Here is an 18,051-nt window from a genome sequence, read left to right as displayed (position 1 = left end):
CTAAAAAGCGCGTTAGGAGGCATTTATCTATGAAAGTCCTTCACGGTACTTGGATTCCTAGTCTAGAATCTGATTTTATGCAGACTGGGGCATTTTATCTGTGGGTAGAAATTCCTGATGATAAAAAACGCCGCAGCAGTAAAAATATCCATCCAGGTTCTTTAAATAAAGCGGAACTGGCAAAATTTCTGACTCAGGAATTGGGCATCGCGATCGCCAATAATAGCAATATCTCTCCTCAATACTTTGCCTTACCAACGGTCAACAATCAACCTCTAGCTTCTCCCGAATTAATCAAATACCTAGAGGGAGAAGTGCCTACCGAATACGAGGAGTTTCAAGACTGGCAAATCGATTGTTATCAAACTAATACCAGAGTAAAAACGGGCGCTTATAATTCAGCCAAAGTCAACAATGTTATTAAACTGCTAAACGACATTCACTTTTTGGCTTTGTATAGCTTGGTGGAAGTGCAACTCGGTACAGATTTCTTATTTTGGTATCATTACACGCAGTTTTTTAAACAGATTATTCTTAAAGAGCAATACATCCCCGCTTTCAAATACCGAGAATTGGCTGCTAAAAAAGGGAAAAATAAATCAAATTCTTTTGAAATTTATGCAGCTTGGGAAATTATCTCCGATAAGTTCGAGACAGAACTAAAAAACTATCTAGAATATCTGCCTCTTATCTGCGTAGCTGGTTCTCCCCAACCTAGAGAAACTATTGAATTAATCGACCCAGAAACCTTACTCAGACACTTCTCTGAGTGTTTATTACACGATATTATTACTCACACCCCCTCTACAGCAAAATTTGATAAACAGATTGCCAACACCATTGTCTACAGTTGCTTGCATCCTGAAGAAAATAATCCCCAAAATACTAACCAAGCACTTGCACAATACAAACAATGGTCGCAGTGGAAAGAAAGACTAATTCCCACTCAAACCGAATCTACTTTTGACCTGTGTTTTTTACTGCAAGAAGCCCAGAATAAAGCTGATGATTGGCAATTGCATTTTGTCGTAAATTCTAAACAAGATCCTTCCTATAAACTAGCTTTGGCTGATTACTGGTCTTTAAATCAAAAAAGCAAAAAAGACACTTATAAATACTTCGGTCAAAATTTCGAGACAAATTTATTACTAAATTTAGGCTATGCTGCCCGAATGTATCCCACACTTTGGCAAGGATTAGAAACCGACCAGCCTATCGGGTTGCAATTACAAATAGAATCAGCCTTTGAATTTCTCTCCCAAAGTGCTTGGGTTTTAGAAGATGCGGGTTATAAAGTCATTGTCCCTGCTTGGTGGACACCGGAAGGTCGCCGCAAAGCCAAGCTTCGCCTCAAAACTTCTGGTCGTAAGTCTAGCGCCACCAAAACCAACAAGCAAGGATATTTTAGTTTAGATTCTCTGGTGCAGTATCAATACTCGCTATCTATTGGTGGTGAAGAAGTTACTCAAAAAGAATGGCAACAATTGGTAGAGGCTAAAACGCCTTTGGTGCAATTTCGCGGTCAATGGATGGAACTAGACCCGGAAAAAATGCAACAGTTACTAGAATTTTGGCGATCGCATGGTGAAGAATTACCAGAAATGAAGCTGCTAGATTTAATGAAAATAGTAGCAGAAAGTGAGGATTTGGAGGTTGACCGCGAAGATGTTTTAGCCGAAATGATGCTGAAACTACACGATAAAAGTCAGCTAGAACCAATTTCTGACCCGCCTAAATTACTTGGTAAGCTGCGAGAGTATCAAAAACGAGGAGTTTCTTGGCTGCAATATTTAGAACAATTGGGTCTTAATGGTTGTTTAGCCGATGATATGGGTTTGGGTAAATCGGTGCAGGTTATTACCCAGTTGGTGATGGAAAAAGAAGCTATAGAAGATGTATTACCAACGCTGTTGATTGCGCCAACTTCAGTAGTGGGAAATTGGCAAAAGGAAGTAGAAAAATTTGCCCCCCATTTGCGGGTAATGGTTCATCATGGTAGCAATCGGATTAAGCTGGAAGCAGAGTTTATTGAAGCGATCGCACAGCACGATATTGTTATCACTTCGTTTAACCTTGCTCGTCAAGATGAGAAACTACTGCAAAGTGTAGAATGGCAGCGAGTAGTTATAGACGAAGCGCAAAATATCAAAAATCCTAAAACTGCTCAAACTAAGGCAGTATTAAAATTATCCTCTCACCACCGTCTAGCATTGACAGGAACACCCGTAGAAAACCGTTTGCTAGACCTTTGGTCAATTTTTAACTTTCTCAATCCTGGCTACTTAGGTAAAGAAGCACAGTTTCGCAAGTCGTTTGAAATTCCGATTCAAAAAGATAACGACAGAGTAAAATCTAACACTTTAAAAAAGTTAGTAGAACCTTTAATTTTACGGCGAGTCAAAACCGATAAATCTATTATTAACGATCTGCCCGATAAAGTCGAACAAAAGTTATATTGCAACTTGACAAAAGAGCAGGCTTCGTTGTATGAAGCGATAGTTAAAGATGTAACTGAACAAGTAGAATCAGCAGAAGGAATACAACGGAGCGGGTTAATTTTATCTACCTTAATGAAGTTGAAACAAATTTGCAATCATCCCGCCCAGTTTTTACAAGATGGAAGCGAGTTTTCAACAACCCGCTCTCATAAACTCAGCCGTTTAAGCGAAATGGTAGAAGAAGCGATTTCGGAAGGTGAAAGTATTTTAATTTTTAGTCAGTTTAAGGAAATTGGCGACTCTTTAGAGAAATATTTAAAACATTTAAAATACAATACTTACTTTATTCATGGCGGTACTAGCAGAACAAAAAGAGAACAGTTTATTACAGAATTTCAAAACCCAGAAACCGAACCCTCTGTATTTATTCTTTCCCTTAAAGCTGGTGGTGTGGGGATTACGCTAACTAAAGCTAATCATGTTTTTCACTTTGATAGATGGTGGAATCCCGCCGTAGAAAATCAAGCTACAGATAGAGCTTTTCGGATTGGTCAAAATAAGAATGTTTTTGTACATAAATTTATTGCGATCGGTACTTTGGAAGAACGTATCGACCAAATGATTGAAGATAAAAAAACTTTATCCTCAATGATTGTCGGTAACGATGAAGCTTGGCTGACAAAACTAGATAATGAAGCCTTTAAGCAATTGATATCATTAAGTAAAACCGCCGTATTGGAGTAACTACTATGAAATTTAGTCGAACTTGGTGGGGAAAAAGATTTATTGAAGCGCTAGAAAAATTTAGTGATTCTGCTAGACTTGGACGCGGGAGAAGTTACGCTAATAATGGCAAAATTCTGGAGTACGAAATAACTAAAAATATAATTACGGCTACCGTCAAAGGTTCGATCAATCCCTATTTTGGCGTGTACAAAGAGCCAAGATATCACATTACTATAGAAATCAAAACCATTGATAAAACTAGCTGGTCAAAAGCGATTAAATACATTTCCTCAAAAGCTAGTTTTGTTTCTAAGCTGCTAATGAATGAAGTACCAGATAATATTGATGATGCTTTTAGTAATTTAGGTTTGCATCTTCTACCTTATAATCAAAAAGATTTTAAAACTAACTGTTCTTGTCCCGATTGGGAAAACCCTTGCAAACATATTGCCGGAGTTTATTACTTAGTAGCATCGCAACTAGACAATGACCCGTTTATGTTATTTGAACTTAGAGGTTTAGCTAAAGACGAATTGCAAACAGAGTTAGCCAAATCACCTTTAGGACTTGCTTTATCTGCTCAACTTCTAACTAAAGAAAGTCCTTTAGTCCCAACAGAATCTTATTATCCTAAAATCAAAAAATTCCCAATATCTCAAAAAATTAATTTACGAGATTTTTGGCAAGGAACAAAAAGATTACCGTCCATAGTGGAAGTAGCAACGCCCCCTAGCTTACCCGCTATTTTAGTAAAAAAGCCGGGCGATTTCCCGGCTTTTTGGCAAAAAGATAACTCTTTTATTGCAGTAATGGAGGAGTTGTACGAACGAGTGAAAACTAAAAACCGCGATATTTTTTAAGGTACATCAATAAGTCAATAGGTTTATCCCCATTTCTACCGCAGTAGCATTTTACCTTTGTCTAGACTTGACTCGCTTAACAGTTGCTAATTAACATAGTTGCAAAAGAGTTTCAAGTTGAGAGGCAAATAAACAGCAGTGCAAACCAAACCATTTCAGCAATGGCGGCGAGTAGCCGGGGAAGCGCGAACCCGCATTCTGATCTGGTATGCTGTCCTGATGGCATTGTCTATGTTAGTAGCAATTCCAACGATTCGTTGGCTCTTGTTTACCCGTATAGATGCGCGGGTGAGAGCGGATTTAGCTTCGGAAGTGCAAATATTTCAAACAGAAGTTACTGCCAATTTTGGTAACCAAGCTGAAGCATTACCGCAGATCAACGGGGAACAAAAAGTAATCGCACGTCCGTCTGCTAAAAAAAACTTAGCTGAAGTTATGGAAGACTATTTGTCTCGTCAGCTTCCCGAAGATGATACTTATTTAATTGCCATCATCAACAAGCAATTTTACAAATCTAGCCCCAGGGGGCTACCGAAACCACTCCAGTCAAATTCTAAACTAATGCAACGTTGGCTAAAACTTAGCCGTTCGGAACAGGGGGAAGTGGAAACAACAGATAGGAGTATTGGCAAAGTTCTTTATATAGTTGAACCTGTCAAGGTTGATGGCGAAGTTTTAGGAGTATTTGCGGCAGCGCATACAACGGCGGGGGAACGAGCCGAAGGACTAGAAGCCGTAAAGGTGGTAATTCAAGTAATGGTAGTGGTGTTGACTGCTGCTTTGATGCTAACTTGGCTGGCTGCTGGACGAGTATTAGCTCCGTTGCGGCTGCTAACAGTTACGGCTCACTCTATTAGTGAATCGGACTTGACGCAACGCCTCCCAGTAGATGGTAAAGGTGAAATTGCCGAACTTGCTATCACTTTCAACGAAATGATGGATCGTTTGCAGGCGGCTTTTGCAAGTCAACGCAACTTTATTAATGATGCAAGTCACGAACTGCGAACGCCAATTACAATTATTCGCGGTCATTTGGAATTGATGGGAGATGAAACGGAGGAACAACAAGAAACTTTAGCTTTGGTATTTGATGAGATAGACCGGATGAGCCGTTTTGTTAATGATTTAACTTTGCTGGCGAAAGCAGAGCGCCCAGACTTTTTGTGTTTGGAGACGGTAGATGTTGATTTGCTAACAGAGGAATTGTTTGCTAAAGCTAAAGCCTTGGCAGATCGAGACTGGTGTTTGGACGCTAAAGGTAAAGGTCAATTGATAGGCGATCGCCAGCGTATCACTGAAGCAATCATGAATTTAGCTCAAAATGCCACCCAATTTACAACCGTAGGCGATCGCATTGCCATCGGTTCGGCGGTAGCTAATGGAAAAGCTCGTTTCTGGGTAAGAGATACAGGGATTGGAATTGCCCCGGCGGACAAGGAGAGAATTTTTGAACGTTTTGCCCGCGCTGCTAATAGCTACCGTCGTTCGGAGGGGGCGGGATTGGGATTATCTATTGTTTCAGCGATCGCCATTGCTCACAGTGGTTCTGTCAAACTTTATAGTAAACAGGGAGTTGGAGCTACTTTTACGCTGATTATTCCCCTACAGTCCTAGGAGATTTTGCCTTATCCACCAGATTTTAATTGCTGAAGATGAACCGCGCATTGTCTCTTTTTTAGAAAAAGGGTTGCGATCGCATGGCTTTAATACTACTGTTGCTACTGACGCAGATAGCGCTATAGCTATGGCTCAAAGTCAGAAGTTTGACTTGCTAATTCTCGACTTGGGATTGCCGGGTAAAGATGGCTTGCAAGTATTGGCGGAGTTACGCGGACAGGGGGAAATGTTGTCAATTATTATTCTCACCGCTAGAGATGATACCAAAGACAAAGTCGCAGGACTTGAAGCCGGGGCAAATGACTATGTAACTAAGCCTTTTCGCTTTGAAGAACTACTAGCAAGGGTACGGGTGCAATTGCGTAACGAACCTACTCGGAGTACCAAAACCCAAAGTGATGATGTTATTCAAGTTGGTAATATTATGTTGGATTTACGCACTCGTAAAGTTATAGTGGACGATCGCTTTATTGATTTGCCTACCCGCGAATTTATTTTAGCTGAAACGTTTTTTCGTCACCCAGGACAAGTGATGAGTAGAGAGCAACTACTAGATCGCGTTTGGGGCTACGATTACGCTCCTGGCTCTAATATTGTCGATGTGTATGTGGGCTACTTACGCAAAAAGTTAGGCAATGACTTAATTGAGACGGTTAGAGGTATGGGTTATCGGCTGCGAGCATGAGAATTTTCTCATCAAAACTTCATCTTGTTCTCATCAAAAATCGTCATAGTGTAAGCATATTAAAATTATTAGTTTTATTTAACTGGCGATCGCGCGTTTGACCATAAGAAAATTATTTAAGTACACAGTAAAAAATATCCGAAAGTTGGGGAAAGCCCCAGTAACTATAGAAATAATTTATAACAGCCCACTTTGAATAATTAGATGCTTTCAGCTAGGCTCTACCAAAAAACAATTTTAAATTAGAAATTTAATTTTTACATAAGTTTAATGAACAATAAAAGTTTTAACAGTGGGTGGCACTCTTTGAAAAGAGCCACCTATTTATGAACCGAATTTTGATAGCTGAAGATGAAACGCGCCTTGCTGCTTTTATAGAAAAAGGGTTAAAGAAGTATGGCTTTTTCACCGCCATTGCACCTGATGGAACTCAAGCTCTGAACATGGCGCAAAGTGGCGATTTTGACCTTTTATTGCTCGACTTGGGCTTGCCTACTCTTGATGGGTGGACTGTGTTGAAGCAATTGCGAAGCCAAGCAGACAATCGACCAATTATTATTGTTACAGCCCATGCAGACGAAAAAGATCGGCTAATGGCATTGGCTTACGGTGCTAATGATTACGTTACCAAGCCCTTTAAATTTTCCGAATTATTGGAGCGAGTACAAGTACATTTAAGTAAAGAGCAACTATAATTACTTGACCATAATAAGCAAACTAAAAAGAAAAAGTGGTTCTAACTGTGCCTATATATATGGTGTCATTATTTTTATTGTGTTCTGGATTAACAATTACTAACAGTCCAGGAGTTACAGAAATGTTGTCTGTAGCTTGAAAGCGATAAAAAGCTTCTAAATGAATTGAAGTATCTTTATCTTGTAAAGCTGTACTTAAGTCATTACTGGTAGTTTTGGGGGGTTGACCGATCGCAATTCCGGCTAAATTACCATCTTTACCCAAATCTGGAAAGGCTAAAGTTAGCGCGTAGTTAAAAATGCTGGCTTCTGGTTTGCCTAAAAGGTCTACGGCGGTGGCTTTAGTATATCCCGCCCAACCTCCAAGGGTAAGGGCTGAATTTAGTTGCCACGTCAATTGTAGTCCGTAGGAATTGGCGATAATGCGATTACTTTGTTCGTCAAAAGGATCGTTAGCTAGTTCGCTTCCCGTCCCGGTGTCAAGGTTGTTGTAGGAGCGCACGTAAGTTAAACCAAGACCGATAGATTCAGTGGGTTGTAAAGTTAATTGAGCGATCGCACCGTAAGGAACACCATTATTACTTGCTTCAATATCATCTGCTTCGTCTGTTGGCGTATCAAAACCCAGATAGCCTAAACTCAAACTTACACTGTCGCCAAAATCGTAGTTAATCCCAAATCCTGCGCCCCCACTTTGCCGATATATTGGGTTACGCTGACTAAAACGGGAAATAGCGCCGCGACTGCTACCACTTAGAAGCGGATTTAAAGTATTAGCAAAGTCATCTAATCCACCGCCTTCAAGTTCAATATAGACTGTTGCTTGTTCTGTAATTGGTAAGCGATATTCCAATACACTTAGTTGCAACTGGTATTCATCATCTCCTTGAAAAGACAAACGCGCCATATTTGTACCCGTCGCGTTACTAAACCTGGGAGTATTGGTAGATTGTAAGCGCACTCTTAAACGATCTTCGCCAGTAAAAGAAGTATCAAAGGTCAAACGTACTCTACTACCAAGGCTAAGATTACTATCTAGCGGCTCGTCATCATCGGCTTTATTACCACCATTGGCGGCGCTAATTCCTACCGCAATTTCTCCTGTAAGCTTAGTAATTGGCGAGTTTAACTTAGTTATTTGTGTTTCTATGTCTAATCTGCCTCTAATGGCTGCTAACTCGGCAGAAAATTCTACTTGTAACTTCTTTAAGGTGATTAAGTCCTCTTGCTTTACCAAATCAGGGGTAGCTACAATTAGCTGGCTTACTTGAGCTAAACAAATATCTAAATTTGTGGCAAATTCATAGCGGCTAAAAAGAATTTGCTTATTTTGATTGATATCCCCCGCACTGCATCCATAGCGTTGTAGTAAAGATTGCCAAGCTTGAAAAATGCGATCGCTCGATTGGATAGAAGATAAGTCAGCAACGGGGGTAATAATTTCCCTCTCTTGAAGTCCCGATTCTATAATAAAGGCTTGAGTTGAAGCCTTTACACCAACATAGGCAAGGATATCAACTACTAGAGAGAGGGAAATTGCTAAACTAAGCCGGAAAATATTTAAACAAACTACTGGCATAATATCTAAAAATAACCTCAAACCCAGTTTTTCTAGATATAGATTGCAAGGTTAAACAAGTCTCCGCTAGTTCTCCAAACAATCCAACGAGCCGAATTAATTTCACCATTACACATTAGACAATTCTGGGGTTACGGGTTGTTTTTGAATTGGCTTTAGCTGTAGTTTATGTTGAGGTAGCATTTTTGCATATCGGTTTGTCAGATAACTGTTAACTTTTCGGTCGAGAAACTTCAACATTCTTTTCAAAGGTTTATTCTCAGCGCCAAAGCTCAGACGGCGAACCAAAGGCTTAATAATTGTAGAGATTCGTCTTACTCCCAATTTTTTGTACTTGGTTTTAAAGTAACCATCTTCTGACAAGTCCCACTTTTCGCGGAGGCGTTGCAAACTTGCCAAAGTCCAAGCATCGCTCCAACGCAGCATATAAAAAGCTAAATCGCTCAATTCTAGCGGGGGGCCGGGAACGTAGGTAACTAAAGAATTAGGCTCAAAGTAAACTTTTCCGCCTACTTGCGCCACTGTCATGCAAAAATCTAGGTGTTCTTTGGTGTTCAGCATCCCTTCATCTAAGTAACCAATGCGCTCAAAAATCTCTTTGCGAACCAGTACACAATGAAACTCTGCTAACTCAGTTTGAGTGCGCTGAATTTGGGGACGTAAGGCTGTTACTTGATGACCTTGTTTGTACATTTTTTCGCGCAAATGGCGTTTACCTTTGATATCAGTTACAACGCGGGATTCTCCCCCAGCAAAATGAACTCGTTGATGTATCGGCTTTTTTTCACACATCAATGGCCCAACTACAGTAGCGTTTGTTTCTTCTGCACAAGTAACTAAAGCTTGCAGCCAACCAGGAGAAAAAATTACATCGTTATCAATAAACACTAGATATTTGGTATCAACTTGACTCAAGCCAATATTGCGGGCGTGATTGGGGGAAAGATAATAATCGGTACGAATAATTTTAAAGTTCTTTTCGTGGGCTTTTGCTTGCAAATATTGCTGAACTTTTGCCGGGGAATTTCCATCTACATAAATCAATTGAAAGGGAAAATCGGTATGTTCGTAGAGGCTTTCTAAAGAGTCTTGAGTACAACTAAAACGTTCGCGGGGTACAACTACAATTGTGACGGTTGGTTGGGTCATGGCTAGTAACTCTCTTTGATTAATTGTTAACTACTAAGGCTAAAGCTTGTTCTGGTAATTGTTGCGGAGGTAAGTGTGAATCTATGACTTTTTGATAAACTTCGACTAATTCATCGTTAAGTTTATTCATGTCATATTTTTCTGCAACGCGCGATCGCCCAATTTTCCCCATCTGTTCCCAAATTTGGGGATGTTCGATGAGATAAATTAGTTTGGATGCGATCGCATCTCCATCTTTTTCAGGTACTAAAAACCCCGATTTTCCATCTTCTACTAATTCAGGAATCCCACCATGCAATGTGCTTATTACTGGCATTCCCATTGCCATTGCTTCTTTTAAGGTATTAATTGGCGCATCTTGATTTCCATCAACTCCAGTAACGCTAGGTGCAACAAAAATATGGCATACATCTAAAATTTCTATAATTTCTCTTTGATGCTTCCAACCGTGCAATTTGACAACAGAACTAATATTTAACTCGGCAATTAGTTTCTCAAAATGCTCTTTTAATTCGCCATCACCGAGAATATTATATTCAAGATTTGGGTAAGTATTTGCTATTTTTGCAATACCTCTAAGGGCGTATTCTATGCCTTTTTTTTCTACTAACCTTCCTGTAGTGGCAATTTTAACTTTTCCATCGTTGGGGAAATATCGGGGTTTAAAAGCAAAGTTATTACAATCTATTCCCGAACCGTGGACTAAGATTTTTGTAGCGGGACAATTTAAGGCGATCGCATATTTAGCAAAAAACTCGCAATTGGCTAAGAAATAATCGGTTTCTTGGAAAAGTTCTTGATAAGTTTTTTCTCCCCATCTAGGCAAAAACTTACTTATATCTGCACCCCGAAAGGTTGATATTAGCTTCCCTTCTAATAAACCAAGTTGGCGAAACCAAACACCAAAAACACCCAAGGTACTAAATTGACAGTGAATAATATCGTAGGATTTTTTTGCATTTAAAAAAGGCATCGCCCGGTAAAGTAACTTTAAGGATTTTGCTTGACTTCCGTAACGAGATTTGTTTAACAATTGCCGGCAAACTGAGGGGTTTTTGTAAAAGTTTATAAGGAATAATCCCCAACCTTTACAAGTGCGCCAAAACTTGCTTTTTGGTCTAGTTGGTGCGTAATAAATACGTTCTAAAAGGTTATATTGTTTTACTAATGGATGCACCTTAGAAACATCAGCAGGGCGACCATCAAGAGAGTAAATATCGACTTCATGACCCCGCTCTATTGTGCCAACAATTTGATTTAAAATAAATGGTTCAGATAGGACGGGAAAATGTGCTACAAAAAACGCTACTTTCATAATTTTTAAATAGGAGTTAGCTCTTTTACAGGTTGCTTTAATAATTCTTGACTTTCAATCATTTGTTGATATATTTCTACTAATTCATCGTTAAGCTTTTCTTTATCATATTTTTCTTCAACCTTCGCTCGACCTGCTTTACCCATTGCTTCCCAGACTTCGGGATTTTCTAGGAGATACGTTAATTTTTGGGCGATCGCATCAGCATCTTTTTCGGGTACTAAAAACCCCGATTTTCCATTTTCTACTAATTCAGGAATCCCGCCATGTAAGGTACTAATTACAGGTAATCCCATTGCCATTGCTTCTTTTAAAGTATTAACCGGAGCATCTTGATTTCCATCGGCGGCGGTGACGCTAGGAGCGATAAAAATATGACAGTTATCAAGAATTTCAATAATTTCTTTTTGCTGTTTCCACCCTAAAAGTTTAACAACATGACCAACATTTAGTTGACTAATAAGTTGCTCAAAATGTTCTTTTAGTTCCCCATCGCCGATAATATTATATTCAAGACTTTTATGAGTTTCAGCTAATTTAGCTACCGCTTTAATACTGTACTCTATACCTTTTTTTTCTACCAATCTACCTATAGTAGCAATTCGGACTTTACCACTTTGGGGAAAATATCGAGCTTTAAAGGCAAATTTATCGCAATCTAACCCCGAACCATGAACGACAATTTTATTTGGATCGCAACCGAGTTTCATAGCTCTATTTCTAAAAAACTCGCAATTTGCTAAAAAAAACTCTCCTTCTTGAAACAATTGATCGTAAACATTTACGCCTTGTTCCTCAACATATTTACTAATATCAATACCCCGAAAAGTAGTAATTAATTTACCCTTGAGGATACCAGCATTTCGATAGGCTAAAGCAATCGGCGCTAAAGTTCCAAATTGACAATGAATAATGTCATAACAACCATCGCTAAGTAACGATTCCGTGCGATAAAAAGTCTTTAAAGTTGCAACTTCATTTCCATACTTCCAAGGATTAAGAAATTGCAAGGTATTTAAAGAACCTTTGCTAAGATTTTTTAGAATCAATCCCACACTTTTGTAAAAACGTAGGGCAATATTGTCTGGGAGAGTTGCGGGGTAAAAAGTACAATCTAAAAGGTTGTATTCTTCAACAATAGGGTGTACTTTACCGGGATTCTTTTTTGGTAAACCATTAACGGGGTGAATATGAACTTCGTGTCCTCGGTCAATTAAACCTGTAATTTGATTGAGAATAAAGGCTTCCGATAAAACGGGAAATCGCCATACTATAAATGCAATTTTCATTTTTTTAACTAGGTGTTTTAATGGGTAAAAAATCGCAGGATTTTAGAGCTTCTAAATCGAGGATGGAGTTATTAACTAACCCCGATAAATTCATTACTTGCAATATAGGATATTGTTTGTTTCCTGGATATTGAATGCTGGTAATTGTACCGGGAGTTAATTGCAAAGATTGCTGAAAATCTACATTTATTCCCAGCGCATTACCTACTAAACGTTTGATAATGTTTAGATTTCCAACTACCAAGCCAGTAATAAATGTTGAAGCGGTATTTTTAGCATTAATACCTTGTTGCCAATTCTCAGGAAAATATTGGGACAAAACCTTTATTTGCACCGTTTCGGGATGATGTTCGAGAATTTTTTTAGCGATCGCCTGAGCGTTACTATTGTCCTCAATCATGCTGAAATCAATCTTGGTTTCTTGGAGTAACGGCGCTATTTGCTGAATTGGAGTTACTTCCAAAGGTAAAAGCAATAAACGCAAACCATATCCGCTTTCTTGAAGTTTGGGTAAGCATTCTCCTACATGGGTAGTAAGATTCATCGCTGCTAAACTTCCCGACTCTAAAGAACCATCAGGAAAATGCAATACACTAATACCGCAATTAGATTGTTGAATGCAGTGATAACGGTTGGGTGTAATACCCAAAGCGGTGCTAATTAAAGCGCGGTTTGTGCCACCATGAGCTACTATTAGCAAGGTTTGTCCAATGTGGCGCGGTAATACTTCTTGCCAAAATTCGCCTACTCGTTGGTACAAATCTAAAGCGGGGTAGATAGAATTAGTTTCCCCTAACTGCATACAAAAATCGTCGGGGTGCTGTTTCCAATGGTGGTAGTCTTGGGAAAAGTTTTCGCGCACGTATTTAAAAGCTAATCCTTCCCAAGCAGGCAAATCGGTTTCGCGCAACAAGTAAGTAAAATTTATAGTATTAGGATTAGTTTGCGGAGACATCGTTTTTAAAATTTCTTTGGCTGTAGCTTGCGATCGCACCAAAGAACTAGAATAAATTGCATCAAACTTTAGTTTTTTAAGAAACTCCCCGGTTAAACGCGCATCTTTATAACCAGTTTCCGTTAATAAAGGGCGATCGCAACTACCTTGATACAATCCCAAAGCATTGTAGGTACTTTGTCCGTGACGCACTAAAACAACGCGGGTTTCTTTAAGCTTCGAGGACATAAGCATCTCCTTTGGGTGTGCTATCCACAATATTTTGCAACCTATATAAAGTTGCATAGCGATCGCCTAAATTCATAAGTTCGCTATGAGTCCCTTGTTCGATAATGCTTCCCGCTTCAACGTAAAAGATTATATCTGCCTTTTCTACCGCTCTTAGGTTGTGAGAAATAGTAAAGGTTGTTTTGCCCTCCCCAAGCCTTGCTAGTGCTGTATTGACGGCACTTTCGCTCCTGTAGTCCAAACCTGTAGTCGGTTCGTCAAGAATAATAATCGGTGCTTGACGAATAGCTGCACGGGCGATCGCAATTCGTTGTCTTTGTCCCCCGGAAAGAGTTCCCCCCCGTTCGCTCAAAATTGTGTTGTAACCTTGAGGCAAATTGACAATAAACTCATGAGCATTAGCAAGACGAGCTGCTTTTTCAATTTCTTCATCCGACGCGCCTAATTTGCCATAACCAATGTTTTCGCGGATACTTTGGGCAAACAACACGCTATCTTGTAAAACTACGCTAGTTTGTCGCCGCAGCGAGTCTATAGTGTATTCGCGGATATCTTGACCATCAATTAAAATTCGACCTGCTACAGGGTCGTAGAGGCGCAAAATCAGGCTAACTAGAGTCGATTTACCGCTACCAGAAGAACCAACCACCGCGACTTGTTGTCCTGGTTGAACGGTAAAGTTAATATTTTTGAGAATTTCTCTACCAGGTGCGTAGCCAAAACTAACATCCTCAAACCGAATTGCACCAAAAAAAGGATGAGCTTTTTTCGCCCTTGGTAAATTTTTTACTTCTGGTTCGTACTCTAGTAGTTCTACCACTCGTTCGCCGGAAGCTGTAGCTTTAGCAATTTGACCGATTTGATTAGACAGTCTTCGCATCGGTTCTAAAGCGTTTCTCATGTAGGTCATAAAAACCAACAAATCGCCCGGAGTAAGTTCTTTACGCAACACCACGTAAGAACCCCGCCACAATACCGCCGCCATAACCACCGCCATTAATACCTGTACTGTACGTTCTAAAGCGGCGGAGAGTCTTAACGATTCAATTCCTTCATCTAGGCTTTTTTTGTTTTGCGCCAAAAAAATATCATTGAGCATTTTTTCAAGAGACAGTATTTGCACTACCTTAATAGCGCCAATTGTTTCCCCCGTTACAGAAGCTAAAACTCCTTCAGAATTGCGATGATCTTTAGCAAACCTGCGAATGCGGCTAATCATGTTGCTAGTGAGGATAAATAGTAGAGGAAAAATTGCTACGGCGACGATAGCAAGTTCCCAATTTATCCAAAACATAATCGCCGTCATCCCTACTAACAAGACGGTGTTTGTAAATAAAGGTAGGGTAGTTTTGGTTATTACCAGCCGCATTTTTTCAATATCGGCGGTGACGCGGGTAATTAAATCGCCACTTTTAAACTGATGATGAAAAGCGAGGGAAAGATGCTGTAAGCGATCGAAAAGATTGCCCCGCACTTCTGATAATATTTCTACTACCGCTAAAGACATCCCGTAGGTACTTAAATAAGCTGCTATGCTGCCTACTACAGCAATTCCTACACTAGCTAAAGCCAAAAATGTCAGCAGCGCGATCGCACTCAAACCAAAGGGATTAGCAACCCTTGTATTGTTATAAGCAGGTACGAGAACGTAGTCAAATATGTATTTTAGGGGCCAAGGTTCTAGCAATCGCAAGCCAGTTTCAAACAACAAAGCAAAAAAGGAAGCCGCAATTACAACTTTTCGCTTGCGAAGGTAAGGAGAAAACTTACGCAAAATCTTTAAAGATCCTGGTAAAACTTCTTTTAAATTCTTTTCGTTCGGGCGATGACCCATTAACTATATCTCCCTATTACCGGAACTACAAGGCGCTATAACTGCCCATACTAATAACTGGGAATCAAAGATGTTTTATTTAAGAATCTTTGTAAAAAAGCATTAGTATTTTCTGCACCGTTGAGATCAAAAACTTGCTGTTTGCTCTCTTTATGCTTAGTTGACAAGCTTTTAATAACTGCATTAGCTAAATAAGCTGGGTTTAAATTGTCGGGGTGGATAACTTCAACAACTCCTAAATCTTCTAGCTTTTGAGTTCTATGTAATTGTTCTTTGTCTTGGTCATTATGACTGAGAGGAACAACTATAGCTTTTACCCTCGTACTAAGAATATTCATAGCTGTATTATATCCACTTAAACTAATAGAAATATCTGCTGTATTCATATATTCCAACAGATTTTGAGTATACTTAGCGATTTTAATATTGGGTTGATTTTTAGCGGCTTGTTGTAGATTTACAAATTTGTCTTCAGGAATAAAAGGGCCGGCAAATATTTGAATTTCGTGTTTAATTTTTTTAGAAACTATTACACTTGCTTCTATAACAGTTTGTAAAACTTCTTGCCCTATTCTTCCCCCACCAACACTTACTAATATTTTTGCAAAGTCTCCGTTATTGCTCCACAAATTGCCGCAACTTTCTTTTAATGCTTGGGCAATAAAACCAGTGTGAGTAATAGGACAATTTATATCTTGATGCCGTGTAAAACTCTCGGCAAATATTTGAAAATTAGCATCAGAGTGAAACAACAACAAGTCAAAATACTTATTCATCAAGTAGCAAATAGTATCCTCTTCTTGAATATCGCTAACTTTGCCAATCACATCGCGCAGACTGCAAATAATTTTTGTGTGGGGTGCTGTAGATTTTATATACTCTAAAAGCGGCAGTAATTCAAATAATAATAAATGTCTACCAAAAGGGAAAAACTCAGTAATCAAACAATCAGGTTTTACTCGTTCAAAAACATTAATGAGTTGATTTTTTCTAACCTTTTGGATACTTTCTACACTTTTTGTATCTGCTACTCTAAATTCTCCATTTTCCAACCAAATTGGGGGTAATTCTATTAATTCTACTTGAGGAGGCATTTCAAAACCAGCAATAGGCGGGCCGCCATTAACAAAATAAACTTTAAAATTTTTAACCAAGCTCCGCACAATCTCGGTACTACGTACTAAATGACCTATACCACTTAAATATTGACAGTAAAATATAATTTTTTTCATAGTTTAGTTATGAGTTAGTAGTTGCTTTTGCTGACCTAAAGTATTAGTATTGACTAATTTTTGATAAAGGTTACTCAGTTTACGTTGACAAGTCGTTTGAGCAAGCAGTGAAAAAATATTATCAGCGACGTGGGTTAAAGCATTCATATCTAGCTTGTAACTTGGCTGATGCTGGGGTTCTGCTAACTGACTCAACAGCGCTTCAATCAAATTTGCTGGCTCAATATTTTCTGGGTCGATAGCCTTAAATAAACCTAGATTCGCCATTTTTTCGGCTCGAATTGTCTGCTCTAAAGATGGTTTTGCTCGTGGTATAACTACGGCGGGTGTTCCCGCAGACAAAATTTCACAAATAGTATTGTATCCAGCCATCGACACGACAGTATCCGCCGCTTGAATGTAGCTCATTAAATCGTCGGTAAATTCTCCAATTTGAACTTGAGAATGGGCTTTTGCTGCAAGTTCTACTTGTTGTTTTTGTTTGAGGGGCATTTCTGGTCCGCAAATGATTAAACTCTTAAATTGGTAAGGTTTTGGTAACAAAGCCAAACCTGACAAATAAGCCTCAACCAACTCATAACCATCTTCACCACCACCCGGAGTGACCAATACTAGGCGCTCGTGGGGCAATACTTGTAATTCTTCTCTAATGGAGTTTTTGCTCTTTACTCCTGGCGGACGGCGCGTATAGCCGCAGTATTGTACCTTTTGAGTCACCGCCGGAGGGAAGTTATATTCTTTAGCCGTATCAAATATTTCTGGTGTACCGACAATTAACACGCGATCATAAAATTGTTCAATGGCTTGGTAGTAACTATGTTTTTGCCACTCCTCGATAGTTTTGTCTGGACTATCAAGAATATCTCGCAGGAGTAAGACAAGTTTAGTTTGTAATAAATGCGATCGCAAATAATTTAAAGTTGCCGTCAATTCATGCTTGAGTCCGTAGGGCTTTTTATCTACGATTACCAAGTCAGGCTTAAAATTAGCGGTAGCAGACAAAATCAAGTCAGTACGTAGCTTTACCGTTTCCTCTATATCTGTACCTAAATACTTAGCCGCAAGTTCGCCATGTTCGCCGCGATTGAGACAGGGAAGTTTGATATAATCAAGCCCTTTAAGCATCCGAAAGCTTTGTAGCATGGGCGAACCCGATACTAGCAAAATTGAAAGATTAGGAATAGAAGTTAGCAGATGTTTGCAAATTGCCAGCATTCTATTGATGTTGCCAAGCCCAAAAGTGTCGTGAGAGTAGACCATGATCTTCATGTGCGAATCGTCTCCGTACGGTCAATAGATGGTTGGCTGTTCGGTAACAACCTAAAAATTTAGGCTCTTGTTATTAAATTCGCAGTTTTTTGTGAGTTATTGATGAAACTTGTATGAGAAAAAACTCATGTAGAACGGCTGTAATTAAAACTACTGACAAACAAAAAGCGGGTCAGCTTC

13 protein-coding genes are annotated in these 18,051 nt (G+C 39.2%); 5 read left to right on the top strand and 8 right to left on the bottom strand.

Annotated features, from left to right (window positions below; genetic code table 11):
* The first annotated feature begins 29 nt into the window (after window positions 1–29).
* The 5 genes from SYN7509_RS0210880 to SYN7509_RS0210860 all read left to right on the top strand — a co-directional run bounded on the left by SYN7509_RS0210880 (window position 30) and on the right by SYN7509_RS0210860 (window position 7,021).
* Window positions 30–3,182: a DEAD/DEAH box helicase gene (locus SYN7509_RS0210880; protein ID WP_009631378.1), complete on the top strand. Its 3,153-nt coding sequence runs from the start codon at window positions 30–32 to the stop codon at window positions 3,180–3,182.
* A 5-nt stretch (window positions 3,183–3,187) separates the two neighbouring features.
* Window positions 3,188–4,024 carry an SWIM zinc finger family protein gene (locus SYN7509_RS0210875; RefSeq protein WP_009631379.1) on the top strand — a complete coding sequence of 279 codons (837 nt, stop codon included), beginning with the start codon at window positions 3,188–3,190 and terminating at the stop codon, window positions 4,022–4,024.
* A gap of 138 nt (window positions 4,025–4,162) precedes the next feature.
* Window positions 4,163–5,638 (top strand): sensor histidine kinase, encoded by a 1,476-nt coding sequence (locus SYN7509_RS0210870; protein ID WP_009631380.1) that lies wholly within the window; start codon window positions 4,163–4,165, stop codon window positions 5,636–5,638.
* 13 nt (window positions 5,639–5,651) lie between these two features.
* Window positions 5,652–6,326 carry a response regulator transcription factor gene (locus SYN7509_RS0210865; protein ID WP_028954241.1) on the top strand — a complete coding sequence of 225 codons (675 nt, stop codon included), beginning with the start codon at window positions 5,652–5,654 and terminating at the stop codon, window positions 6,324–6,326.
* A gap of 326 nt (window positions 6,327–6,652) precedes the next feature.
* The gene (locus SYN7509_RS0210860) at window positions 6,653–7,021 is read left to right on the top strand and encodes a response regulator transcription factor (protein ID WP_009631382.1); all 369 of its coding nucleotides are present in this window, start codon (window positions 6,653–6,655) and stop codon (window positions 7,019–7,021) included.
* Window positions 7,022–7,043: 22 nt separating this feature from the next.
* Here SYN7509_RS0210860 and SYN7509_RS0210855 read toward each other — a convergent pair whose 3' ends face one another.
* The 8 genes from SYN7509_RS0210855 to SYN7509_RS0210820 all read right to left on the bottom strand — a co-directional run bounded on the left by SYN7509_RS0210855 (window position 7,044) and on the right by SYN7509_RS0210820 (window position 17,871).
* Window positions 7,044–8,600: an iron uptake porin gene (locus SYN7509_RS0210855; protein ID WP_009631383.1), complete on the bottom strand. Its 1,557-nt coding sequence runs from the start codon at window positions 8,598–8,600 to the stop codon at window positions 7,044–7,046.
* Window positions 8,601–8,708: 108 nt separating this feature from the next.
* The gene (locus tag SYN7509_RS0210850; RefSeq protein WP_009631384.1) at window positions 8,709–9,749 is read right to left on the bottom strand and encodes a glycosyltransferase family 2 protein; all 1,041 of its coding nucleotides are present in this window, start codon (window positions 9,747–9,749) and stop codon (window positions 8,709–8,711) included.
* A 19-nt stretch (window positions 9,750–9,768) separates the two neighbouring features.
* Window positions 9,769–11,064: a glycosyltransferase gene (locus tag SYN7509_RS0210845; RefSeq protein ID WP_009631385.1), complete on the bottom strand. Its 1,296-nt coding sequence runs from the start codon at window positions 11,062–11,064 to the stop codon at window positions 9,769–9,771.
* Between the two features lie 5 nt (window positions 11,065–11,069).
* A complete protein-coding gene (locus tag SYN7509_RS0210840) occupies window positions 11,070–12,353 on the bottom strand; it encodes a glycosyltransferase (RefSeq protein ID WP_009631386.1) in 1,284 nt (427 codons plus the stop codon).
* A 4-nt stretch (window positions 12,354–12,357) separates the two neighbouring features.
* On the bottom strand, window positions 12,358–13,536 hold the full coding sequence (locus SYN7509_RS0210835; RefSeq protein ID WP_009631387.1) for a histidine phosphatase family protein: 1,179 nt from the start codon (window positions 13,534–13,536) through the stop codon (window positions 12,358–12,360).
* Window positions 13,520–15,370, bottom strand: a complete 1,851-nt coding sequence (locus tag SYN7509_RS0210830; protein WP_009631388.1) for an ABC transporter ATP-binding protein — start codon at window positions 15,368–15,370, stop codon at window positions 13,520–13,522. The genes SYN7509_RS0210835 and SYN7509_RS0210830 overlap by 17 nt, the downstream gene beginning before the upstream one ends.
* Window positions 15,371–15,420: 50 nt before the next feature.
* Window positions 15,421–16,422 (bottom strand): glycosyltransferase family protein, encoded by a 1,002-nt coding sequence (locus tag SYN7509_RS0210825; protein WP_202807227.1) that lies wholly within the window; start codon window positions 16,420–16,422, stop codon window positions 15,421–15,423.
* Between the two features lie 183 nt (window positions 16,423–16,605).
* The gene (locus SYN7509_RS0210820) at window positions 16,606–17,871 is read right to left on the bottom strand and encodes a glycosyltransferase family protein (RefSeq protein ID WP_009631391.1); all 1,266 of its coding nucleotides are present in this window, start codon (window positions 17,869–17,871) and stop codon (window positions 16,606–16,608) included.
* Window positions 17,872–18,051 lie beyond the last annotated feature (180 nt).

The organism is Synechocystis sp. PCC 7509, assembly GCF_000332075.2.
Lineage (GTDB): Bacteria > Cyanobacteriota > Cyanobacteriia > Cyanobacteriales > Chroococcidiopsidaceae > Aliterella.
The sequence above is the reverse complement of the archived record's forward strand: the minus strand, read 5'-3'. Positions and strand labels throughout refer to the sequence as shown.

Coding starts and splice junctions, on each gene's coding strand:
- SYN7509_RS0210880 (WP_009631378.1), top strand. CDS start 30: ATGAAAGTCCTTCACGGTACTTGGATTCCTAGTCTAGAATCTGATTTT.
- SYN7509_RS0210860 (WP_009631382.1), top strand. CDS start 6,653: ATGAACCGAATTTTGATAGCTGAAGATGAAACGCGCCTTGCTGCTTTT.
- SYN7509_RS0210875 (WP_009631379.1), top strand. CDS start 3,188: ATGAAATTTAGTCGAACTTGGTGGGGAAAAAGATTTATTGAAGCGCTA.
- SYN7509_RS0210845 (WP_009631385.1), bottom strand. CDS start 11,064: ATGAAAGTAGCGTTTTTTGTAGCACATTTTCCCGTCCTATCTGAACCA.
- SYN7509_RS0210830 (WP_009631388.1), bottom strand. CDS start 15,370: ATGGGTCATCGCCCGAACGAAAAGAATTTAAAAGAAGTTTTACCAGGA.
- SYN7509_RS0210840 (WP_009631386.1), bottom strand. CDS start 12,353: ATGAAAATTGCATTTATAGTATGGCGATTTCCCGTTTTATCGGAAGCC.
- SYN7509_RS0210855 (WP_009631383.1), bottom strand. CDS start 8,600: ATGCCAGTAGTTTGTTTAAATATTTTCCGGCTTAGTTTAGCAATTTCC.
- SYN7509_RS0210820 (WP_009631391.1), bottom strand. CDS start 17,871: ATGAAGATCATGGTCTACTCTCACGACACTTTTGGGCTTGGCAACATC.
- SYN7509_RS0210835 (WP_009631387.1), bottom strand. CDS start 13,536: ATGTCCTCGAAGCTTAAAGAAACCCGCGTTGTTTTAGTGCGTCACGGA.
- SYN7509_RS0210850 (WP_009631384.1), bottom strand. CDS start 9,749: ATGACCCAACCAACCGTCACAATTGTAGTTGTACCCCGCGAACGTTTT.